Here is a 21216-nt window from a genome sequence, read left to right on the forward strand (position 1 = left end):
ACCTCTCACGTCCCGGCGGCGACGAGGCCCAGGTCGTTCTCGACGAGTGGGTAGTGGCATTCGGCCATGTGGTCGAACTCGTTGCGGTCGCGGGCAACCGGTGGTGCGTCCGAGCTGCACAGTTCGGTCGCTTTCCAGCAGCGGGTCCGGAACCGGCACCCCGACGGCGGGTTCAGTGGAGACGGGACCTCGCCCTTCAACAGGATCCGCTCTCCGCGGGAGGCGGCGTCGAGCTTGGGAGCTGCGGACATCAATGCTGCCGAGTAGGGGTGGCTCGGCCTGTCGAAGACGGCGTCGGTGGCACCGGATTCGACGATACGGCCGAGGTACATGACGGCCACTCGGTCGGCGACGTGTCGGACGACCGACAGGTCGTGCGAGATGAACACGTAGGAGATCCCGAGTTGCTTCTGCAGATCGTTGAGAAGATTGAGTACCTGTGCCTGAACCGAGAGGTCCAATGCCGACACCGGCTCGTCGCAGATGATCACGTCGGGGTTCAGTGCCAGTGCGCGAGCGATGCCGAGACGCTGCCGCTGGCCGCCGGAGAACTCCTGCGGGAACCGGTGTTCGTCGCTCGGGCGTAGACCGACCAGGTGCAGCAGCTCACGGACTCTCGCGGACCGATCCCGGCGAGTCTTGTACAGGGTCTTGTGGCTCCGCCACGGCTCGCTGATGATGTCCGCGGCCGTCATTCGTGAGTTGAGGGAACCGTACGGATCCTGGAACACCATCTGGACGCGTCGGCGAAACCCCAGGAGATCCTTGCCTTTCAGCGAGAACGGGTCGACACCGTCGAAGTCGACGGTTCCGGAGTCCGGCCGCTCGAGCATCATCAGCGTGCGGGCAAGTGTCGACTTACCGCAACCGGATTCGCCGACGAGTCCGAGTGTCTCGCCTCGGCGCAGGTCCAGATCGATCGCGTCGAGTGCGCGGAGGTCGCCTCCGCCGACCTTGAAGGTCTTGTTCAATCCGCGGACCGTCAAAAGCTGTTCTGCTCGTGCTGTTTCAGACATGAGACACCTCGTTCGAAAAGTGGCAGGCGGAGAATCGGCCGTCTCCGACGGGTTCTAGGGACGGGCGTCGGTCGATGCAGATGTCCCGGGCGAGCGGGCATCGAGCTTGATAGACGCATCCGTCGGGCACCGAGTGCAGATCCGGCGGAGTGCCACCGATGGATTTCAGGTCCTCTCCGCGGACGGCGTGCACGGGAACCGAATCGAGAAGACCCTTGGTGTACGGGTGGCGCGGATCGGCGAACACCTCGGACACCAGGCCTGTTTCGACGACGTTGCCCGCGTACATGATCGCCACGCGGTCCGCCTCCTCGGCGACGAGCGCGAGGTCGTGCGTGATGAGTACGACGGCCATGTCGTGTTCGGTCCGCAGCTCGCGGAGGAGCGTCATGATCTGTGCCTGCACCGTCACGTCGAGTGCCGTGGTCGGTTCGTCCGCGAGCAGCACCGAGGGACTGAGGGCCACGGCCATCGCAATCAGCAAGCGCTGACGCATACCACCGGAGAACTGGTGGGGATAGGAGTCCGCCCGCGACTCCGGCTGGGGAATCCCGACGCGGCGCATCAGCGAAATGGCCTCCACCTTGGCTTCTTTCGCGCTCAGACCGCGGTGGATGCGGAACGGTTCCGCGAGCTGGGTGCCGACGGTGTACACCGGATTGAGTGCGGTGAGGGCGTCCTGGAAGACGATCGCCAGTTCCGTTGCGGCGATGTGGCGTCGCACCTTGGACTTCGCGGACACCAGGTCGACCTTGCCGAGATCCGAGCTGTCGATCTCCACGGAACCGTCGGTGACGTCGGCGATCGGTTCGAGCAGGCCGACGACGGCCTGTGCCGTCATCGACTTACCGCAGCCGGATTCGCCGAGCAGAGCCAGAGTTTCGCCACGCCTGGCGCTGAACGTGACGTGGTCGACGGCTCGAATGACGCCCGAGGGGGTCCGTAGATCGACCGTCAGGTCGCGCACGTCCATGGCGATGCGGTCGGTGTCCGGGCGTGCTGCGGCAGGTGCACTCATGAGACGACCTTTCGGACGGGGAGAAGGCGGGACTTGGCCGAGCGCGGGACGGTCAGACGCCAGCGCTGAGCAGGATCGGTGGCGATGCGTGCCCAGGCTGCGAGCACGGTGGCCGACACCGTGGTGATGACGATGGCGAGGCCGGGGAAGAACGACAACCACCAGGCGGTCTGCAGGTACGTGCGGCCCTGCGCGACCATGAGCCCCCAGCTGACGTCGGGCGGCTGAATTCCGATGCCCAGGAAACTCAGTGACGATTCCGCCAGCATGACGAAGCAGAAGTCCAAGGTGGCGACGGTCAGCAGCGTCGGTAACAGGATCGGTGCGACGTGCCGACGAATGACCGACCCGCTCGACGCACCGAAGGTACGGGCGGCGTCGACGAACAACCTGCTCTGCAGTTCCGCGGATTCGGCGCGTGCGGTACGCAGGTAGATCGGGATACGGGTGATGGCAAGAACCAGAACGATGTTCGCGGCGCTGGGGGAGAAGACGTACAGCACGACGACGGCCATCAGCAGAGACGGGAAGCTCATGATGACGTCGGCGACGCGCATCGCCGTCGTCTCACGCCATCCGCGGTGGTACCCGGCCCACATTCCGATGATCGAGCCGATGATGGCCGACAGGATGACGGCGGGGATCGCCACGGACAATGTGGTCTGGCACGCGACGATCAGGCGAGCGAGCATGCTGCGGCCGAGGGGATCGGTACCGAGAATGTTCATCCAACCGGTGTCGAGGGAGAACGGTGCCAGGTTGGAGCGGTTGAGGTCCTGCGCGGTGGCCGCGTCGCCGACGAGCATCGGCCCGAAGATCGCCGTCAGGAACACCAGGACCAGAATGCCTGCCGCGACGGTCGCGACGCGGTCGCGGAGAAGGAGCTTCCACAACGGCGCGGAGCTGGTGCGCGACGCCGGCGTCGGATCCGGAACATCCTCCGGCTCCGACGTTTTCGGTGCTTCGAAATCGAGTGACATGGTGGCTCCTAGACCTTCGCCTTGTCGCGGACACGGGCGTCGAGCAGTGCGTAGCAGGCGTCGATGACGATGTTGAGTACGAAGATGCTGATGGCGGTCAACAGCACAGCCGCCTGCAGGACCGCGAAATCACGCTGGAGGATGGCGTCGATCATGAGCTTTCCGATACCGGGCCATCCGAAGATCGCCTCGACGACGACTGCTCCGTTGACCAGACCGACCATGAGGTCGCCTGCAACGGTCAGCGCCGGTGCCGCTGCGTTGCGCAGTGCGTGGTGGGTGACCACACGGATGTCGCTTGCGCCCTTGCTGCGGGCGAGCCGGACGTACGGCGCGGACAGTGCGGCCACCATCGCACCTCGCACGACCTGGGTCAGTACACCCAGTGGGCGGATGAGCAGTGTCGCGATCGGCAGGATCCACGACAGCATGCCGGCACCGGTTCCCGACGTCGGGAGCACACCGAAGGTCACGGCGAAGAGCCAGACGCCCATGATCGCGAACCAGAAGTCCGGGATGCTTGCCGCCGTCATGGACAGCAGGCTGGAGATCCGGTCGGCGAGGGAGTTGGGTCGGTACGCCGCCCAGCACCCGATGACGATGGCGCCGACGATCGCCAGGAACATCGTCATGAACGCCAACTGCAGCGTGGCGGGGAACGCGCGAAGAGCCATGGTCGACGCGGCTTCACCGGTGCGCAGCGAGTCGCCGAAGTCCAGATGGACGACGCCGCTGAGGTAATCGAACAGCTGCGTCAGGAGCGGCTGGTCGAGCCCGTTCGACGCCCGGAACGCCTCACGCTGGGCCTGGGTGGCGGACTCCGGCAGGTAGAGACTCGTCGGGTCGCCGGTGAGGCGGGCCAGGAGGAATACACCGAGGAGCACGACGATCAGCGGAACCAGGCTGGTGTAGATCCTTCGTCGCAGAAATCTGAACATGATGGGCCTCTAGTCCGTTTCGGGTGAGTCGGCGCGGGTCATCGCGGCGAGATGCATCTCGTCGACAGTGGCCGAGTTGGGGGCGTAGTCGACGGAATCTGCCTTGGCGAGAACACCTTCCATGTGGGCGATGAACGCCATCTGCATGATCTCCTTGGGCTCCTCCGCGAACAACTGTGCGTATGCGTCCTGCCGGGCGTCGCCGGTGAGGACGGCGGCCTGACGGACACGCTCGTCGAACTCCGGTGTCCCGCCTGCGCTCTGGAATCCTTCGCTCATGAGGTACTGGTCGGCGGTGAACGCGGCGTCGCCTGCCTGGTTTCCGTGCTGAATGACGAGGAGGTACGGACCGACGTTGGGGAACGGGCGTTCCTGGTACTCCGCTGTTCCGGCCGAGTCCGTCATCTCGATCGACACGTTCATCCCCAGCTGGGACAGTGCGTACTGCACGACCTCGAGAGTTTCGTTCACCTTCGGGAACTGACCGGTCCGGCCGATGAGTCGGATCGGAGTATCGACGGGTACGCCGTCCGCCCGTGCCTCGTCGATCAACTCCTGGGCTCGGGCGGGGTCGTACGGCCACGGTGAGAGTTCGTCGTTGTATCCGATCACTCCGTCCGAGACCAGCTGCGCCGCAGGCTTTCCGAGTCCCTGGAACAAGGCGTCGACGATTCCCTCGCGGTTGATCGCGTAGTTGATCGCCTGACGTACCCGCATATCGTCCAGCGGAGTCTCCTCGAGCTGGATACGAACCGCTGTCGTCTCGTTGTTCGGGTAGGCGACTCCGAGGTCGCCTGCGCCGTCCTCCGGTCCGAGCGAGGTCGCGATCTCGGCTTCCCCGTTGGACACCATCGACGCGCGGACGCTGCCCTCGCTTCGCCACTGGTACGTCGCGCGGGCGTAGTCCGGCTTGTCGCCCCAGTACGTCTCGTTGCGTACGAGCGACAGACGCTGGCCGTAATCCCAGTTGTCGATCGCGAACGGTCCGGTGCCGATCGGCTCGCGCACGCGTTCGGTGAGGCTGTAGGTCCTCGGCACCATTTCGACGAAGGAAAGCTTCAGCGGAAGGATCGGGTCCGCACTCGGTGCCGCGACGCTCACGGTCAGTGGATCGATGATCTTCACGTCCAGGTCGGCGTCGCCGAAGACGTAACCCTCGACGTTGCATCCGAGGTCCGAGTTCACGGCCCGCTCGATCGAGTGCGCTGCGTCCTCTGCTTCGAACGGGCTGCCGTCGCTGAAGGTGACGCCGGGATGAAGCTGGAAGGTCCATTCACGGTCCGATACCTGGGTCCAGGAGTCGGCCAGCTTCGGCTCGAGGGTTCCTTCGCTCGGGTTCCGTTCCATCAGGGGCTCGGTGATGTTGGACCGCGTGACGACCCCGACCGATGTGAGGGAGACGTCGCACGCTTCGAGGGTCGGCGGCTCTTCCTGCAGAACGATGCGGAGGGTGTCCGCACTCGCGGCGGTGCCGCTGCCGGAGTTCGCCACCGTGCAACCGCTCGCGATCATCGAAAAGCTCAGTGCGCCAGCGATGATGATCGCGCTGCGCGTGGTCCGTCCCTGCTGCACTGCCTGTGCAGGGCTCATGGTGACCTCCAGGTGGATGGGGAGTGCGACTGCACGTGGTGCAGCGCTTATCTGTGACGGTAGACACACGGTAGGAGTGGCGCATATCGGCGTCAACACGACAATCGCCCCTAACCAGGGGGTTTTGTGGGTCACATCGACCCGCATCACGAGGTCTGTGTCACATCACGACGCGTCTGACCTGGTCGGACAGCGTTGCTCAGCTGAAGATAGGGTGTAGTAAGTACGTCGACAATGCCGTTTGAGTATCAATCCATGTTATTTACGTGTTGGACAGGTATCCGAAAGGCGACATAGCGTACTGGAAAACGCGCACGCGGCGAGTCCTGTGAGGAGCTGAGTAATGGCAACGGTTGGAGCCACGGAATCATCTGCGGTGCAGAGTGATTCGAACAGAACCGGACGGGTGCTTCGGGTCGGGCCGCTCAAGCCGTCCCTGATGGACACGCTCGCCGGCGACTACGACGCCCTCGTCCTCCCCGATGTGGCCGAGCGCGACGAGTTCCTGGCTCGGCACGGCGAGTCGATCACCGCAGCGGTCACCTCCGGCCGAACGGGAGTGGACGCGACACTCATCGAGCAGCTCCCCAATCTGGGGGCGATCGTGCACTTCGGCGTCGGGTACGACACCACCGACGTCGACGCGGCATCCGCGCGCGGTGTCGTGGTCAGCAACACGCCGGACGTCCTGACCGACTGCGTCGCCGACCTAGCGGTGGGACTCGTGATCGACGCGCTCCGTCAGGTGTCGTTCAACGACCGTTACGTCCGCGCCGGCCGCTGGGCCGCCGAGGGCAACTCGCCGCTGACGTCGCAGGTCACCGGAAAGCGGGTGGGCATCATCGGTCTCGGACGCATAGGAAGCGCAATCGCGGACAGGCTCACCGGGTTCCGCTGCTCCATCGGCTACCACAACCGCAACGAGATCGCCGACTCCCCGTACACGTATTCACCCACGGCCGCAGGGCTTGCCGGAAGCGTGGACATCCTCATCGTCGCAGCCTCGGGAGGTTCGGGCACCAAGCATCTCGTGGACAGTGACGTGCTCGACGCACTGGGCCCCCAGGGCTACCTCGTCAACGTCGCCCGAGGAAGCGTCGTCGACCAGGATGCGTTGGTGGAACGGCTCGCCGACGGCAGGCTGGCAGGCGCAGGGCTCGACGTCTTCGCCGACGAACCGGATGTGCCGGAGAAGCTTCTCGGCCTCGACAACGTGGTTCTGCTGCCCCACGTGGGCAGTGGAACGGTGGAGACGCGCGCGGCCATGGAAGCGCTGACGCTGCAGAATCTGGACCAGTTCCTCGCTGATGGAACTCTCACGACGCCGGTGACCCGATGACAGTCGTGGTCGGCTACTCGCCGACTGCCGAAGGTAAAGGCGCACTGCCCTTCGCGTTCGGCGAAGCCGTGCAGCGCGGCGTCGACCTCGTCGTCGTCGCCGAGGAGGACAGTGCCTCGGAAGAAGGATTCGGCGCAGCAATCGAATCCGCGCGCGACGAGGCCGGAGCCGGTGGAGTCGTGGTGAAGGTGCACGACAACGAACCCGGGCGCTCGCACGCCGACAACCTGATCGACCTGTCCTACGCGGAGGGAACCGACCTGGTGGTGATCGGCATCAGGCGCCGATCACCGGTCGGAAAACTGTTTCTGGGCAGCATCTCTCAGCGAGTTCTGCTGGAAGCTCAGTGCCCGGTGGTTGCAGTCAAGCCTGCAGTAGGTCTGCCCCGCTGATCCGACGGATCACCAGAAGCCGAGGCTCTGTCCGTTGGAGAAGATGTTGAATGCGTCGCTGAACAGGGAGAACAAGATTCCGAGCATGTGAGATCCACTTTCCGAGATTGTGTAAGGACACATCAGTTTAGAGTCTCGTGGGTGAGATGTCACAGTTCCGCGTATCTCAGGCGGGATCCCGCCTGAGACGCATGGAACTGTTACACGGCGCCCGTTGTCCACAATCTTCGAGTTGTCCACAGGCTTCGAGTTGTCCACAGCCTTGCCGAAACACCAGGTCGACGACGAATCTCGCGTAGTCGGGTGTCCGACACTTCGAGGCATGCATCCTCACGGACTGGCCACCAGAGAGCAATTGCTGGCGTCGGGTATCTCCAGTAGCGCCATCTCCCGCAGGTTTCGACGGATTCTGCCCCGGATCTACTGCTCCGGCGAACCCACCGTCATTGCCCGGTGCCATGCCATCACACTGTGGCAGCCCAGGGCTGTGCTGAGTCATCGCACTGCGGCATGGCTGTTCGGATGGATCGAGGCCCCCCCGCAGCACGACTTCACTCTGCCCGTCGGTAGCACCGCGCGCACACCGGACTGGCTGACAGTTCACCGACGCACGTTGGAGGTCGGGGACCTGTCCGAATCGCAGGGACTCCCGGTGGTCGCTCGGCCCCGGACGCTGATCGACTGCGTTTCGGTGATGGCGCCGGAGGTCGTAGCGCGCCTCGTCGACGAGCGCCTCGTGGGCGACGTTCCCTCCGAGGAGGTCCTTGCCTTGCTGAACGGATTCCCGAGGCGCAAGGGAAACGGTCGCGCGCGCCGGCAGCTCGAGTCGGCGGCAACCGGGTTCGCATCTGAGCCCGAGCGCGTGCTGGACCGCCAGCTCATCGTTCTGGGTCTGCGCCTCGAGACCAACTATTGGGTCGGCCGGTACCTGTGCGACTTCGTGGACGTCTGGGCGATGGTGATCGTCGAGGTGGACGGCCGAGAATTCCACATAGCACCTGATGTGTTCAGCCGGGACCGTCGACGCCAGAACGACCTGGTCCTGGAAGGTTGGCTGGTCCTTCGGTTCTCGGCCCTGGATGTGTTGTCGAATCCGGAAGCGGTCGCTCGTCGGATCATCGAGGTGGTTCGACGACGCAGGAAGGCGCGCCGTCCGGGTGTCATGTGACATTTCCGTATTTTTCGGACGGGATCCCGCCTGCCGCGGGCGCAACTGTTACGTCACGCCCGCCGACCTACTGCCATTCCCGGGACGGGAGGACGTCGGACATGAAGCGGTGCAGTGCCGGGTTGTCGTTGTCCACGCGCCAGGCGGCGTTGAGTTCGACAGGGCGTCGGGGCGTGGTTTCGACGGGACGGAAGACGACGCCGCTCGGTTGCATGGTCGTGGACGATTCCGGTACCAGTGCCATGCCGATCCCGGAGCGGACGAGGACCAGCATGGTGTGCACCTGTGTCACGTACTGCACGTACCGGGGCGTGACGCCGACGACGGTGAACGTACTGATCAGCAGTTCGTGGAAGTACCGGGCGTCGACGGGTGAGTACATGATGGTCGGTTGGTCGTCGAAGTCGCCGATGGTGAGCGTGTCGAGTTCTGCAAGCGGATGATCGGCGGGCAGGGCAGCGACGAGTGCCTCGTGCAGGACCGGCCTGGAGGCGATCCCGGGGCGCTTGAGCGGTGGTCGGGCCAGACCGAGGTCGAGGTCTCCGATCGCGAGGGATTCCATCTGCACCGCGGACACCATCTCGCGGAGAACGATTTTGACGTCCGGTAGTTCGATTCGGGCCTTCTCCAGCAGTTGCGGCAGCACTGCGTGTGCCGATGCACCGGTGAAACCGACGACGACGGTACCGAGGTCTCCGGTGGGCACGCGCCGGACGGTGAGTACCGCGCCTTCGGCGAGGTCGAGGATGCGTCGGGCGTCGGGGAGGAAGGCGATTCCTGCTGCGGTGAGCATCACCGATCGGCTGGTGCGGTCGATCAGCTGGACGCCGAGTTCGTTCTCGAGCTGCTGGATCTGTCGGCTCAACGGGGGCTGAGTCATGTGGAGGCGTTCCGCGGCGCGCCCGAAGTGCAGCTCCTCGGCGACGGCGATGAAGCAGGTCAGGCGATTGAGGGAAAACAACCCATTCACTCCCGATATCGAAGAAGGCCACTCGCGGTCAGGTCGGGTATCAACCTAACCCACGAGTGGCCTTGTTCGACGCACTTACCAGCGAGGACTGGTGTTGACGAAGCTGGGATCGATGCTCTGCATGTACCCGGTGTCGTCGCGGTCACGGAGGCCACAATCGAGGTACTGCTGGTGCAGCGCGGCGAGTGCGTCCTCGTCGATCTCGATGCCGAGCCCGGGTCCGGTGGGAACGGCGACGGATCCGTCGACGATCGTCAGGACACCGGGCTCGATCACATCCTCGTTCTTCCACGGCCAGTGGGTGTCGCAGGCGTAGGTGAGGTTGTCCGTCGCGCCGGCGAGATGGACCATGGCGGCCAGGCTGATCCCCAGATGACTGTTGGAATGCATGGACAGTCCGAGATCGAAGGTGTCGCAGATCCCGGCGAGCAGCCGAGACCTCTGCAGCCCACCCCAGTAGTGATGGTCCGACAGAACCACTTTCACCGAGTTCTTCGACACCGACGGTGCGAGTTGATCGAACGCGACGACACACATGTTGGTTGCCAAAGGCATCTTCGCTTCCAGAGCGACCTCGGCCATGCCGTCGAGTCCGGGTGTCGGATCCTCCAGGTATTCGACGATGCCGTTCAGCTCGGACGCCACGCGGATCGACGTGTCGACCGTCCACGCGGCGTTGGGATCGAGCCGCAGCGGAAGGTCGGGGAACGCGTCGCGCAGCGCCTTGATTCCGGCGATCTCCTCGTCGGGCGGGAAGACGCCTCCCTTGACCTTGATCGCGCCGAAGCCGTACTCGTCGATCATCTTCCGTGCCTGACGAACCAGGCCGTCGGGATCGATCGCTTCGCCCCACTCGTCGGGCTCGCGGCCGGGATGCGCGGCCCACTTGTAGAACAGGTACGCGCTGAATGGGACGGAGTCGCGCACTTTTCCACCGAGCAGGTCCGACACTGGACGCCCGAGGGCCTTGCCCTGCACATCGAGGCATGCGACCTCGAAGGGCGAGAAGACGCGATCGGTAGTGCTCGCGGTCGTGATCATGCCTGCGACGCCGTCGCCACCGGTGATCGTCGACGTCGCCAGCTGCGTGTCGATGGCCGTGCGAATCGCGTTGAGCGCGAACACGTCCAGGCCGGTGATGGCCTCGGCGGCTGCTTCGAGCCTGGCGACGTGCGCCGTGTCGGCGTAGGTCTCACCGAGGCCGACGATGCCGGCCTCGGTGTCCAACTGGATGATCGCCCGCAGTGCATACGGCTGGTGCACACCGACCGTGTTCAGCAACGGAGGGTCGACGAATGCAACGGGTGTGATCCGTGCGCCGGTGATGCGGACCGGTCCGCGAACACTGCCGGACATCAGTGGACCGCGAGCTCGTTCGCCAGAACTGCACGACCGGCTGCGACGATCTCGGTGAGCTCGCTCAGGTGCGGTGCGCTGATGTCGATCAGAGGCGGACGGACGGGTCCTGCTTCGATGCCTTCCATGGTGACGCCGGCCTTGATGAGAGAGACGGCGTAGCCGGGAACCTGATCGCGCAGGCGCACGAGCGGGTGGAAGAACTCACGAAGCAGTGCAGCAGTGAGCTTGTCGTTGCCGCTCTCCATGGACTGGTAGAAAGCCAGAGCCAACTCGGGCGCGAACGCGAAGGTCGCGGAGGAGTACAGCGTCACGCCGATCGCCCGGTACGCCTGCTGCGACACCTCGGCGGTCGGCAGACCGTTGAAGAACTGGAAAGGCTTGCCCGACGGTTCGAGCGAGTCCAGAACCGCGCGAACGATACGACCGACCTGGTCGAGATCGCCGGTGCCGTCCTTGAATCCCACGACGGTCGGGAACTGCGCGACCTCGACCGCGGAGGCTTCGGTGAAGCGCGCGTTGCCGCGGTTGTAGACGATGAGCGGCAGATCCGTGGACTCGGCGACGGCCTTCGTGTAGCTGACGAGCCCCGCCTGCGGCATCGTCACGAGGTAGGGCGGGAGGAGCAGAATGCCGTCGGCGCCGTTGATCTTCGCGCTCCGGGCGAAAGCCTTTGCCTGCGCGACGGATCCGCCCGCACCTGCGTAGACGGGGACGCGTCCGGCGACGACGTCGACTGCGGTGCGGACGATCTTGCCGAACTCCTCGGCTTCGAGTGCGTGGAATTCGCCGGTGCCGCAGGCGATGAAGACTCCACCCGGGCCGGCGTCGACGCCCTTGGCGACGTGGGCGGCGAGCAGGTCGTAGTCGACCTCGCCGGACGCAGTGAAGGGGGTGACTGGGAAGAAGAGGACTCCGTCGAGCATTTCGTATCTCCTGTGTGGTGAGGGGAAGGGATCAGTCTTGGGTGAGCTGGCCGTCGATGCGACGCCAGATTCCCTCTGGATTACCGTCGGCAATGGCGCTGGGCAGCAATGCCTTCGGAACGTCCTGGTAGGCCACTGGCCGAAGGAAACGTTCGATGGCGAGGGACCCGACGGACGTGGTGGCCGAGTTGGATGTCGCGGGGAACGGTCCGCCGTGCACCATGGCGTGGCCGACCTCGACGCCGGTGGGCCAGCCGTCGAACAGAATGCGTCCGGCTTTGAGTTCGAGAACCTCGAGGAGTTTGCCTGCCTCGGAGTGGTCGGCGTCGTCCACATGGATCGTTGCGGTGAGCTGGCCTTCGAGAAGTGCCGCGACGTCTCGAACCTGCTGCGCATCGGTGCACTTGACGACGAGGCTCGATGCACCGAAGACTTCCTGCTGCTCCACCTCGGACGCGAGGAAGGAATCTGCGTCGGTCACGAACAGCGCTGCGCGGCAGGCGTTCGGGGCGTCGGTCTCGGTGCCGCGCGCGACCTCGGTGGCCGACTGCGCGAGTTCCTCGACGCCGCTCGCGTAACTGGCGGCGATGTTCGGCGTGAGCATCGTGGTCGGGGTGGTCTCGGACACGGCCGTACGCGCGGCGTCGACGAACGAGTCGAGGCCGGGGCCGTCGACGGCGATGACCAGTCCCGGGTTGGTGCAGAACTGGCCCGATCCGAGCGTCAGGGACGCGACGAACGCACGACCGAGATCCGCTCCGCGGGTCTCGAGAGCTTTGTCGAGGACGAACACCGGGTTGACCGAGCTCATCTCGGCGTACACCGGGATGGGTTCGCGGCGCCCGGCGGCAGCGGCGACGAGAGCGGTTCCACCCGAACGTGATCCGGTGAATCCGACTGCCTTGACGCGTGGGTCGGTCACCAGTGCCGTGCCGAGGCCGCGACCGGAGCCGTAGAGCAGCGAGAAGGTGCCCGACGGCATTCCGGTGGAGGCCACCGCGTCGGAGATCGCGCGTCCGACCAACTCGGACGTTCCTGGATGCGCGTCGTGAGCCTTGACGATGACGGGGCAGCCGGCGGCGAGTGCGGATGCGGTGTCTCCGCCCGCGACGGAGAACGCGAGAGGAAAGTTGCTGGCGCCGAACACGACTACCGGCCCGAGTGGGATCTTCCGCTGACGGATGTCGGAGCGGGGAAGCGGAGCGCGATCAGGCTGAGCGGGGTCGATGCGCGCACCGTTCCAGCTGCCTTCGCGGAGTACGGAGGCAAAGAGCCGAAGCTGTCCGGTGGTGCGGCCGACCTCGCCGGTGATGCGTCCGACGGGCAGTCCGGATTCTGCGACTGCACGTTCGATCAGGGTGTCGCCGAGTGCGGCGATGTTGTCGGCAATCGCGTCGAGGAACTGTGCTCGGGTCTCGGAGGAGGTGGCGCGGTAATCCGCGAACGCCGACCAGGCGGCAGCAGCGGCAGCGTCGACGTCGCCCAGATCGCCGTGGTGGTAAGCAGGTTCGAGTGACTTGCCTGTGCTCGGATCGATGCCGTTGATGGCGGTTCCGGAACCCTGCACCGCCTTGCCCGCAATGATCAACTTGCCGGTCAGTTCGGTGGACTGCGTCAGTGATGCTGTCATGGGTGACTCCTTGTACTCGACTCGATCGGCGACACCGCGTGAGGGTGTGGCTCGGACTCGACGTCAACGTTAGGAGTCCGATCGATACGTGTCCAAGTCAAAAAGTCTTACCTTCGATACCTGAACGGCATCGATCGACGAGGGCTTCCGAAGAGGTGAGCTACGAGAGCAGAGTGCGTCGTAGATCGTCGATGACCGCAGCGGCGGCCGTGAGGTTGTACCCGTCGAACCACGGCGCGGAGTCGACCTTGTACGCACGCCCGGCCTGCACTGCGGACAACGTCGACCAGAGTGGACTGGACACCAGCGACTGCTCCACCTCGTCGCCTGCATCGGCCTGACCGCCTGCGCCGACGTAGTAGAGGATCACGTCCGCGTCGATCATCGGCAGGTTCTCCGAGCTGACGGCGACGTTGACCTTGGTCGGGTCTGCTCCCGGCGCGGTGTCGGCGGTCGGAGCGATCCCCGCGCCGGACAGAATGTCCGCGTACAAGAACGTCGACGACGCCGCGAGCGTGTTGTACGACCGGACGTCGCCCGAGGTGTCCGAGACGCGCACCACGGACAACCTGAGCCCGTCGGGCCATGCCTGTGCGACATCGGCCCGAAGATCGGCGATGCGATCGTCCAGCCCGACGAATGCACCGACGGCATCGTCCTTGCGGCCGACCGCGTCGGCAACGTCGATGTACTGGTCACGCCAGTACGTGAACGGGATCAACACGGTGGGGGCGATGGTCGACAGTTCGGAGTAGAACGGCTCGCCGATGGGCTGACGTCCGACGATCAGATCGGGGTTCGCTGCCGCGATGGCCTCTAGTTGGACATCGCCGAGGGCGGTGACGCCGATGGACGGTAGTTGCTGCGAGGCCTCGCCGACCAGCGTGCGGACACCTCCGCCCAGAGTGCCCGTCGCGACGACGGGAACGTCGAGTTCGTCGAGCGTCTGCAGGCCGACATACGCGTCGAGGCTGACGATTCGCGTCGGGCCGGCCGGCACGACGACATCGCCCATGGGCGTAGAGAGGGTCCGTGTTCCGTCGTCTGCGGCGGGTGTGGTGTCGCCGTCGGCTGCGCAGGCAGTGATCAGCGACGCGAGCGCGAGGCCTGCCGCGGCTCCGAAGCGCCTGCGCGAGAGATCGTCGGTGACGGGTGTGTGGGCGAGGGTGATCATGTCTTCTCCTGGTGGGGTGGTGGGTCAGAGGCCGGATTCTTCGAGGGCGGCGTCGACGACCTGGGTCAGCTCGTGTCCGCTCAGGCCCTGGGCGAGTGCGCGGTCGCGGACGGAATCGATGTGCTCTCGGACCTCGGAGAACCGCTGCTGCCAGGCTTCTTTGTCGCGTCGCCAGTAGCCCTTGATGTCGAACCGGTCCGGAGTCCACCCCAGTTCGCGGTGGTAGAGCTTCCGGATCGCTCGGGCGTCGGACGCTTCGGTCGCCGCCCACAGATAACCGCCGCCGCTGGGTCTGTCGAAGGATCGGACTGTCTCGAGCAACTCATGGTCGGTCGTCCACTCGTACGTGACGGTCGCTGCACTCGGCACCTGTTGCTCGTCGGCTCGGCTCGGCACCGATGCGATGACGTGCGCTGTGGCGCCTGAGGGAAGTTGTTCGACGGCACGGGTGAGAGCGGGTAGTCCGGTCATGTCGGCAACCAACAGTTGCCACTCGGTGTCGGTAGGTGGCCGATACCATCCGTGCGGCTCCGACACGCGGATCCGATCACCGGGCTGCGCATGTTCTGCCCACTGCGCGGCAACGCCGCCGTCGTGAACTACGAAGTCGATGTCGAGGTGTGGGCCGGCCGGGTCGAAGCGGCGGACGGTGTAGCTACGCAGGGTGTCGTCCTCGAAGATCAAGCGGAGACGTTCGTCGGGCACGCCGGTGGTCGCGAAGCCGGACAGGTCGGCACCGCCGAGGCGTACGCGGAGCATGGAGGGCGTCACGTACCACGACGACAGGGTCACGGCGTCGAACGTCCTCGGTTCCGAAGGGCGGCGTTCGGCGGGAACGGTCGGGGGCATCCGGGCAGCTTCCTGTCGAGACCTGTTCAACTCTGACCTGTTCGATATTAGGGTAGCCATACTTTGCCCGACGATCGCCCCGTGTCGATACCCGCAGTGCATCGATCCATGCCTATCTCGTCTTGGACACGCATAGGTGTGGAACCATAGGGTTCGTGTGAGCCGAGTCACGACCACGGAAGGTTCCACCGATGAACGCGCGTACCGCCACCACCCCTGCCGTCACCCGAATGCGAGTGGTTCCCATCGCGGGTCACGACGGCATGCTGCTCAACCTCAGCGGTGCGCACGCACCGTATTTCACGAGGAATCTGGTGGTGCTGACGGATTCGGACGGCCGCACCGGCGTCGGCGAGGTCCCTGGTGGTGAGCCCATTCGCCGGTGCCTCGAGGATGCCCGGTCTCTGGTCGAGGGCCAGTCGGTCGGTGCGTACAACGCGATCCTGCAGTCGATGCGAACAGCGTTTTCGGACAGGGATTCCGGCGGTCGCGGCGCGCAGACGTTCGACCTGAGGATCGCTGTCCACGCAGTTACCGCGGTCGAGTCGGCCTTGCTGGACCTGCTCGGGCAGCACCTCGGTGTCACCGTCGCCGCGCTGCTCGGCGAGGGTCAGCAGCGCGAGAAGGTTCAAGCCCTCGGTTACCTGTTCTTCGTCGGCGACTCCGCGAAGACGGATCTGGCGTACCGGACGGCATCCGACGAGTCGGCCGGTGCCGACGACTGGGCTCGCATCCGTCACGCCGAGGCGCTCACCCCCGATGCCGTCGTTCGACTCGCCGAGGCCGCTCAGGCGCGCTACGGATTTCAGGACTTCAAGCTCAAAGGCGGGGTACTTCCCGCCGCCGAGGAGGCTGCTGCCGTGACGGCGCTGCATCGACGCTTCCCCGACGCTCGAATCACGTTGGATCCCAACGGTGGATGGTTGCTGAAGGATGCGATCGAGACCTGCCGCGGGTTGCGCGACGTACTGGCCTACGCCGAGGATCCGGTCGGTCCGGAGGGTGGATTCTCCGGCCGTGAGGTCATGGCGGAGTTCAAGCGGGCCACCGGGTTGCCCACTGCGACGAACATGATTGCCACCGACTGGCGGGAGATGGGCCACACCATCCGCACCGGTGCCGTCGACATTCCGTTGGCCGATCCTCACTTCTGGACCATGAGTGGCTCGGTGCGGGTTGCGCAGCTGTGCGACGCGTGGGGTCTGACCTGGGGGTCGCACTCCAACAACCACTTCGACGTATCGCTCGCCATGTTCACCCACGTCGCGGCCGCAGCACCGGGGAACATCACCGCGATCGACACACACTGGATCTGGCAGGACGGTCAGCGAGTGACCAAGGAGCCCTTCGAGATCGACGGGGGTTACCTCACGGTGCCGGACAAGCCCGGTCTCGGTGTCGAACTCGACTGGGAGCAAGTGGATGCCGCGCACGAGCTGTATCAGCGTGAAGGCCTCGGTGCGCGTGACGATTCCATCGGTATGCAGTATCTGATCGACGGATGGGCCTTCGACAGCAAGAGCCCGGCCCTGGTTCGATGAGAGCACGGTCGATGAAGATCGTCGTCGGAGACGGAAACATACTGCCGTACCGAGAGCAGTTCGAGGACGGACTGCCCGACGGCGCCGACGTGATCTGGGTCGTTCCGTTCGACGAGGCTCGTGTGCTCGCGGAACTGCCCGACGCCGACGTGTACGTGGGCGGAAAGTTCAGCGCAGCGATGGGTGCGGCCGGGTCCCGGTTGAAGATGGTCCACGTCGTCGGTGCTGGAACCGACAACGTCGACCGATCCGGTCTGAGCCCGGACGTTCAGGTATGCAACACCTTTCACCACGAACAGTCCATAGCCGAGTACGTCGTCTCCGCGACCGTGATGCTACGTCGCAATTTTCTCGTTCAGGATCGTGCGCTGCGGGCAGGCGTGTTCAGTACCGCCGTCTACGACTCGTCGATTCCGCAACCTCTGTCGCTCGTGGACGCCCGCATCGGTTTCGTCGGGTTCGGGCACATCGGCAAGCGGACATGGAAGCTCTTCGAGGCCTACGGAGCGCACGGAGCCGCAGTGACCGGTAGTGGTACAGCAGCCGACGTCGGCCTCGAATGGTTTTCCAGCACCGCTGATCTCGGAAAGCTGATGCACTGGTCCGACGTCGTGGTCGTGTCGGCGCCGCTGACCGACTCGACGCGCGGCATGATCGGCGAGGACGAGTTGTCCAGTTTGGGCAGCGGCGGCATCCTCGTCAATGTCGGTCGAGGGCCTGTGGTTCAGGAGCAGGCTCTGTTCGATGCGCTGGCCGGGCACACGATCGCGGCTGCAGCCATCGACGTCTGGTACCGGTACCCCGGCGCAGACGGTGTCGGTCGACCGAGCACGTTACCGTTCGCGGACCTGGACAACATTCTGATGACCCCGCATTCGTCCGGCGTCACCCACCACACGTTCGTCGGGAGAGTCGCGGACGTCGCGGCCAACATCTCACGCCTGTGAACGCGTGAACGCTGGTGCGGGTCAGCGCACGCCCTCGGCGCGGAGCTCACGAGCCCAGGCGTCGGCGTGCTTGGTCAGGACACCGGCGATGCGCTCGAGTTCACCCGGATACGACGCCACCTCCGCGGGCATCGACACGCTGAGCGCGTCGGTGGCGGGAATGCGGTAGGGCACCACCGTCGCGATGCAGACCACGCCGGGTGTGCCCTGCTCCTGTTCGAGTGACCATCCGCGCTTGCGGACCTCGGCCAGCTCCGCGATGAGCGCGACGCGGTCGACGATGGTGTTGTCGGTGTATCGCTCCAACGTCTCGGGAAGAAGCTGAGTCACCTCGTCGGTGGTGAGCTCGGCGAGCAACGCCTGACCCAGAGCTGTGACGTGACACGGCAGCTTGCGGCCGACGCGGTGCATGCGCCGGACCTCGAGCTTGGAGCCTCGGCTGGCGAGGTAGATGACGTGGTCCTCGTCGCGTCGGGCGAAGTGGACCGTGTGGCGGACGTCGGAGCGTAGCGCTTCCAGAACCGCGGCGGCCCTACCGACGACGGAATCCTTGTCGAGGTAGGACGTGCCGGTCAGCAGAGCGTGAGTGCCGATGCCGTAGCGCGAGCCCGACTCGTCGGCCTCGATCCACCGCAGATCCTTCAGAGTGCGCAGGAGGGCGTGCAAGGACGATCTGGGGTATTTGCACGCCTCCTGCAGCTCGCCGAGACTCATGCGAGTCGGCGAGGCCGCCAGCGTCTCCAGGATGTGAATGGTCCGTTCCGCGGACTTCACCGGCTGGGTGTCCGGAGTGGAGCCTGCAGTAACCGTCTTCACGTCGTTCACCATGAGGACAGTGTCCCTCATATGGAACGCAGTTTCACTCCTGGACACCACTTGACTCAGTATTCCTGTACGAGATTGGCTGCGACGTACTCGTGATCGATCTCTTCCCCCAGGCCAGGACGGTCGGGCATGTGCACGATTCCGTTCTCGTCGATGGGATCGACGATGGATTTGAGGTGCGGCGGAACCCAGTCGTAGTCGGTGTGCGGGTGCAGCAGCCCCCGCTCGTACCAGTGAACGTTGGGCGCCCCGCCGACGAGCGCGAGGTTGGGAGCACCGTTGCCGTGGATCTCGCACTCGAGCCCGAATCCGTCGGCCATGTGCACCGTCTTCATCGCCGGCGTGATCCCGCCGCCGTTCATCGCGCCGACCCGCAGGATGTCGCAGGCCTCGTTGGCGATCCACTCCGACCTGGACTTGTGCCGTCCCGGAGTGGTCTCGGGACCGATGACGGGGGTGTCGATCTGGTCCGCGAGCCACTTGTACGAGCGCAGCGAGAACTCGTCCATCGGCTCCTCGAACCAGGCGAACTTCAAGCGGTCGAGTTCGCGGCCCAACGTGAGGGCTTCGGTGCGCGAGTACCAGTGGTAGCCGTCGAGCATCAGTGAAAAGCCGGGTCCGACGGCGTCGCGTACCGCGGCACAGGCGTCGATGTCGCGGTGAAGGTCAGGGGCGCCGGGGTGCGGCGGCATCCAGGTGTGCAGCTTGATGCCCTGGTAGCCGCGTGCTTTCAGATCACGAGCGAACGCTGCGAAGTCCTCCGGTGAGGACAGGCCGCCCTCGATGTCGTCACCGCACATGGTGCTCGCGTACGCCTTCACCTCGGAGCGGGCTCCACCGAGCAACTTCCACACCGGAGTGTCGAACTTGTTGCCCGCCAGGTCCCACAGAGCCTGGTCGACGTAGCTGAGCGTGTGCTCGGGCAGTTCGACGGCCTTGGTGCGCTGCCGGATCGCGAATTTCTTCTCGACGGACTCTCGCGCAAGCGGATCGGTCCCGATCAGGACCGACTGGAAGTACTGCTCCACCTGGTCCTGACGCAAGTAGTTGGGCTTGCCGAGAACGTAACCGCTGGCTCCGTCGGAATCGGTGATGCGCAGCAACGCCTGGGTGGACTGGCTGGACGGGCCGGGGTGACGGTGTCCGTAGGAGTCGACCGACGTGCGCGCCTCCGTCTTGAACACCTGCACGGCAACTTCCGTGATGACGCTGGACATGGTGCTTATCCCCTATTTGCCCTGACGGGCATCGTATTTGGCCTTGGAACGGTTGAGTTTCTCGGCGAAGTCGTCGGCGAAGTCCTGGGCGCTGAGCTGCCCGATCAGAACCTTCTGCCACTGGCCCAGCATCTGCACCTGGACGATCTTGCCGAAGTCCGGCAGGTAGTCCGGCGGCGTGACCAGGACGGTCTTCGGGTCGTCGAGTGCGGCCTGAGCGGCCTGCACGGACGGCATCGTCTGGAACGACGGCGCCGACCGCGCGACGGTGTTGACCGGAATCTGGCCGACGTTCTCGTTCCAGTACGCCTGCGACTCCGGAGACGTCATGAACTCGAGGAACTTCCAGGCTGCAGCCTGGTGCTGACTGGACTTGAAGACCGTGTACGACGGGAACGGGTCGGTCATCACCGTGCGGACGCCGTTGTCCGCGAGCGGAAGTGCGACTGCGCCGACCTTGTCGCCGAGCGCCTTCCTGTGGTTGCTGAGCGAGCCGAGGTTGTGCTGCATCATCGCAACCGACCCGCCCCCGAAGCTGGCCACCATCTGCGGGAATCCGTTGTTGACGTCGGCGGTGGGGGTGTCGACGTCGTACAGGGCGGCGAATCGTTCGATGGCCTCGACCATCTCGGGGCGGTTGACCGTCGATTCGCTGCCGTCGAAGAAGTTCTCGATACCGGTCGTCGCGAACATGTGTTGCAGTAGCGGATAGATCGATCCCGCTCCGCCGCGGATGGTGAATCCGTACCGGCCGGCGGCCTTGTCGGTCAGTGCGTCCGACGCCTCGTAGAACTCGTCCCAGGTGTCCGGTGGTTCCAGTCCTGCCTCGTCGAACCAGTCGGCGCGGTACCACAGTGTTGCGTTGTTACTGGTGAACGGCAGGCCGTAGAGAACCTCACCACCGCCGGACTCGCGAGCGGATTCGATGATCTTGGGGTCGTAGTCGGTCTTCTGCGGCGATGCGTCGAGGAACTGGTCCAGCGGAATGACGGCATTCTGAGCGACGAGCGGCGCGAGGTATGCAGTGGAGACGATACCGAGGTCCGGGGCCGAACCGCCGGCAAGCGCCGTCTGGTACTTCTGCTGCGCGCTGTCCGACGGTAGGCCGACGTACTCGATGTCGATACCGGGATTCGCAGCTTCGAAACGGCGAATCAGTTCTTCGTACAACGGAGTTCGATCAGGTCCGGCATTGTTGTCCCAGAAGGTGAGGGTGCCGCTGTTCGGGTCGCCCAGTGCGCCGTCGGGCAACGATGTTTCCGAGCTGCAGCCCGCGAGGACGAGCGCGGCCACAGTGCCGACGAGGAACGTTCTTCTGGCCAAATGTGTCTTCGTCATGA

General features: G+C 65.0%; 19 protein-coding genes. 5 read left to right on the forward strand and 14 right to left on the reverse strand.

Features of this window, described 5'->3' with window-relative positions:
- Nucleotides 1-5: 5 nt before the first annotated feature.
- Genes ACFULT_RS03000 through ACFULT_RS03020 form a run of 5 tightly spaced genes read right to left on the reverse strand, consistent with a single transcriptional unit; the run spans nucleotide 6 to nucleotide 5542 of the window.
- Nucleotides 6-1016: an ABC transporter ATP-binding protein gene (locus tag ACFULT_RS03000; RefSeq protein WP_037112113.1), complete on the reverse strand. Its 1011-nt coding sequence runs from the start codon at nucleotides 1014-1016 to the stop codon at nucleotides 6-8.
- A complete protein-coding gene (locus ACFULT_RS03005; RefSeq protein ID WP_037112112.1) occupies nucleotides 1009-2034 on the reverse strand; it encodes an ABC transporter ATP-binding protein in 1026 nt (341 codons plus the stop codon). The genes ACFULT_RS03000 and ACFULT_RS03005 overlap by 8 nt, the downstream gene beginning before the upstream one ends.
- Complete coding sequence (locus ACFULT_RS03010; RefSeq protein WP_019666861.1) at nucleotides 2031-3014, reverse strand: ABC transporter permease; 984 nt, start codon at nucleotides 3012-3014, stop codon at nucleotides 2031-2033. Before ACFULT_RS03010 ends, ACFULT_RS03005 begins: the two co-directional genes overlap by 4 nt.
- Before the next feature lie 8 nt (nucleotides 3015-3022).
- The gene (locus ACFULT_RS03015) at nucleotides 3023-3952 is read right to left on the reverse strand and encodes an ABC transporter permease (RefSeq protein ID WP_020112376.1); all 930 of its coding nucleotides are present in this window, start codon (nucleotides 3950-3952) and stop codon (nucleotides 3023-3025) included.
- 9 nt (nucleotides 3953-3961) lie between these two features.
- Complete coding sequence (locus tag ACFULT_RS03020) at nucleotides 3962-5542, reverse strand: ABC transporter substrate-binding protein (RefSeq protein ID WP_378480562.1); 1581 nt, start codon at nucleotides 5540-5542, stop codon at nucleotides 3962-3964.
- Nucleotides 5543-5885: 343 nt separating this feature from the next.
- On the opposite strand from ACFULT_RS03020, the gene ACFULT_RS03025 reads away from it, so the two are divergent.
- The 3 genes from ACFULT_RS03025 (at nucleotide 5886) to ACFULT_RS03035 (ending at nucleotide 8441) form a co-directional block, all read left to right on the forward strand.
- Nucleotides 5886-6881: a 2-hydroxyacid dehydrogenase gene (locus ACFULT_RS03025; protein WP_241483871.1), complete on the forward strand. Its 996-nt coding sequence runs from the start codon at nucleotides 5886-5888 to the stop codon at nucleotides 6879-6881.
- A complete protein-coding gene (locus ACFULT_RS03030) occupies nucleotides 6878-7273 on the forward strand; it encodes a universal stress protein (RefSeq protein ID WP_378480563.1) in 396 nt (131 codons plus the stop codon). Before ACFULT_RS03025 ends, ACFULT_RS03030 begins: the two co-directional genes overlap by 4 nt.
- Nucleotides 7274-7595: 322 nt before the next feature.
- Nucleotides 7596-8441 carry an endonuclease domain-containing protein gene (locus tag ACFULT_RS03035; RefSeq protein WP_378480564.1) on the forward strand — a complete coding sequence of 282 codons (846 nt, stop codon included), beginning with the start codon at nucleotides 7596-7598 and terminating at the stop codon, nucleotides 8439-8441.
- 67 nt (nucleotides 8442-8508) lie between these two features.
- Here ACFULT_RS03035 and ACFULT_RS03040 read toward each other — a convergent pair whose 3' ends face one another.
- The 6 genes from ACFULT_RS03040 to ACFULT_RS03065 all read right to left on the reverse strand — a co-directional run bounded on the left by ACFULT_RS03040 (nucleotide 8509) and on the right by ACFULT_RS03065 (nucleotide 15346).
- Nucleotides 8509-9402 carry a LysR substrate-binding domain-containing protein gene (locus tag ACFULT_RS03040; protein WP_378480900.1) on the reverse strand — a complete coding sequence of 298 codons (894 nt, stop codon included), beginning with the start codon at nucleotides 9400-9402 and terminating at the stop codon, nucleotides 8509-8511.
- An 84-nt stretch (nucleotides 9403-9486) separates the two neighbouring features.
- Entirely contained in the window at nucleotides 9487-10767 is a 1281-nt protein-coding gene (locus ACFULT_RS03045) for a glucarate dehydratase family protein (protein ID WP_378480565.1), read from the reverse strand.
- Nucleotides 10767-11693: a 5-dehydro-4-deoxyglucarate dehydratase gene (locus tag ACFULT_RS03050; protein WP_037112104.1), complete on the reverse strand. Its 927-nt coding sequence runs from the start codon at nucleotides 11691-11693 to the stop codon at nucleotides 10767-10769. The genes ACFULT_RS03045 and ACFULT_RS03050 overlap by 1 nt, the downstream gene beginning before the upstream one ends.
- Nucleotides 11694-11724: 31 nt before the next feature.
- Nucleotides 11725-13323, reverse strand: a complete 1599-nt coding sequence (locus tag ACFULT_RS03055) for an aldehyde dehydrogenase (NADP(+)) (protein WP_378480566.1) — start codon at nucleotides 13321-13323, stop codon at nucleotides 11725-11727.
- Between the two features lie 160 nt (nucleotides 13324-13483).
- Nucleotides 13484-14497, reverse strand: coding sequence for an ABC transporter substrate-binding protein (locus ACFULT_RS03060; RefSeq protein ID WP_094719946.1), 1014 nt, complete (start codon nucleotides 14495-14497; stop codon nucleotides 13484-13486).
- A gap of 24 nt (nucleotides 14498-14521) precedes the next feature.
- Nucleotides 14522-15346: a siderophore-interacting protein gene (locus ACFULT_RS03065; protein ID WP_037112101.1), complete on the reverse strand. Its 825-nt coding sequence runs from the start codon at nucleotides 15344-15346 to the stop codon at nucleotides 14522-14524.
- Between the two features lie 191 nt (nucleotides 15347-15537).
- Between ACFULT_RS03065 and ACFULT_RS03070 the strand changes: the two genes are divergently transcribed.
- Both ACFULT_RS03070 and ACFULT_RS03075 read left to right on the forward strand, forming a co-directional pair.
- Nucleotides 15538-16887, forward strand: coding sequence for an enolase C-terminal domain-like protein (locus tag ACFULT_RS03070; RefSeq protein ID WP_378480567.1), 1350 nt, complete (start codon nucleotides 15538-15540; stop codon nucleotides 16885-16887).
- Nucleotides 16888-16898: 11 nt separating this feature from the next.
- Nucleotides 16899-17834, forward strand: coding sequence for a 2-hydroxyacid dehydrogenase (locus tag ACFULT_RS03075; RefSeq protein WP_378480568.1), 936 nt, complete (start codon nucleotides 16899-16901; stop codon nucleotides 17832-17834).
- A 21-nt stretch (nucleotides 17835-17855) separates the two neighbouring features.
- Here the strand turns inward: ACFULT_RS03075 and ACFULT_RS03080 are convergent, their stop codons facing one another.
- The 3 genes from ACFULT_RS03080 to ACFULT_RS03090 are packed head-to-tail and all read right to left on the reverse strand — an operon-like array spanning nucleotide 17856 to nucleotide 21214.
- Complete coding sequence (locus ACFULT_RS03080; protein WP_378480569.1) at nucleotides 17856-18662, reverse strand: IclR family transcriptional regulator; 807 nt, start codon at nucleotides 18660-18662, stop codon at nucleotides 17856-17858.
- Nucleotides 18663-18715: 53 nt separating this feature from the next.
- Nucleotides 18716-19876 (reverse strand): enolase C-terminal domain-like protein, encoded by a 1161-nt coding sequence (locus ACFULT_RS03085; protein WP_378480570.1) that lies wholly within the window; start codon nucleotides 19874-19876, stop codon nucleotides 18716-18718.
- A 12-nt stretch (nucleotides 19877-19888) separates the two neighbouring features.
- A complete protein-coding gene (locus ACFULT_RS03090) occupies nucleotides 19889-21214 on the reverse strand; it encodes a sugar ABC transporter substrate-binding protein (protein WP_037112097.1) in 1326 nt (441 codons plus the stop codon).
- Nucleotides 21215-21216: the final 2 nt, after the last annotated feature.

The organism is Rhodococcus sp. NPDC057297, from assembly GCF_042667435.1.
In the GTDB taxonomy this organism is placed as follows: Bacteria; Actinomycetota; Actinomycetes; order Mycobacteriales; family Mycobacteriaceae; genus Rhodococcoides.

Excerpts from the sequence above, each read along its gene's own strand:
- ACFULT_RS03000 (WP_037112113.1), bottom strand. The coding sequence starts at position 1,016 with ATGTCTGAAACAGCACGAGCAGAACAGCTTTTGACGGTCCGCGGATTG.
- ACFULT_RS03005 (WP_037112112.1), bottom strand. The coding sequence starts at position 2,034 with ATGAGTGCACCTGCCGCAGCACGCCCGGACACCGACCGCATCGCCATG.
- ACFULT_RS03010 (WP_019666861.1), bottom strand. The coding sequence starts at position 3,014 with ATGTCACTCGATTTCGAAGCACCGAAAACGTCGGAGCCGGAGGATGTT.
- ACFULT_RS03015 (WP_020112376.1), bottom strand. The coding sequence starts at position 3,952 with ATGTTCAGATTTCTGCGACGAAGGATCTACACCAGCCTGGTTCCGCTG.
- ACFULT_RS03020 (WP_378480562.1), bottom strand. The coding sequence starts at position 5,542 with ATGAGCCCTGCACAGGCAGTGCAGCAGGGACGGACCACGCGCAGCGCG.
- ACFULT_RS03025 (WP_241483871.1), top strand. The coding sequence starts at position 5,886 with ATGGCAACGGTTGGAGCCACGGAATCATCTGCGGTGCAGAGTGATTCG.
- ACFULT_RS03030 (WP_378480563.1), top strand. The coding sequence starts at position 6,878 with ATGACAGTCGTGGTCGGCTACTCGCCGACTGCCGAAGGTAAAGGCGCA.
- ACFULT_RS03035 (WP_378480564.1), top strand. The coding sequence starts at position 7,596 with ATGCATCCTCACGGACTGGCCACCAGAGAGCAATTGCTGGCGTCGGGT.
- ACFULT_RS03045 (WP_378480565.1), bottom strand. The coding sequence starts at position 10,767 with ATGTCCGGCAGTGTTCGCGGACCGGTCCGCATCACCGGCGCACGGATC.
- ACFULT_RS03050 (WP_037112104.1), bottom strand. The coding sequence starts at position 11,693 with ATGCTCGACGGAGTCCTCTTCTTCCCAGTCACCCCCTTCACTGCGTCC.
- ACFULT_RS03055 (WP_378480566.1), bottom strand. The coding sequence starts at position 13,323 with ATGACAGCATCACTGACGCAGTCCACCGAACTGACCGGCAAGTTGATC.
- ACFULT_RS03060 (WP_094719946.1), bottom strand. The coding sequence starts at position 14,497 with ATGATCACCCTCGCCCACACACCCGTCACCGACGATCTCTCGCGCAGG.
- ACFULT_RS03065 (WP_037112101.1), bottom strand. The coding sequence starts at position 15,346 with ATGCCCCCGACCGTTCCCGCCGAACGCCGCCCTTCGGAACCGAGGACG.
- ACFULT_RS03070 (WP_378480567.1), top strand. The coding sequence starts at position 15,538 with ATGAACGCGCGTACCGCCACCACCCCTGCCGTCACCCGAATGCGAGTG.
- ACFULT_RS03075 (WP_378480568.1), top strand. The coding sequence starts at position 16,899 with ATGAAGATCGTCGTCGGAGACGGAAACATACTGCCGTACCGAGAGCAG.
- ACFULT_RS03080 (WP_378480569.1), bottom strand. The coding sequence starts at position 18,662 with ATGGTGAACGACGTGAAGACGGTTACTGCAGGCTCCACTCCGGACACC.
- ACFULT_RS03085 (WP_378480570.1), bottom strand. The coding sequence starts at position 19,876 with ATGTCCAGCGTCATCACGGAAGTTGCCGTGCAGGTGTTCAAGACGGAG.
- ACFULT_RS03090 (WP_037112097.1), bottom strand. The coding sequence starts at position 21,214 with ATGACGAAGACACATTTGGCCAGAAGAACGTTCCTCGTCGGCACTGTG.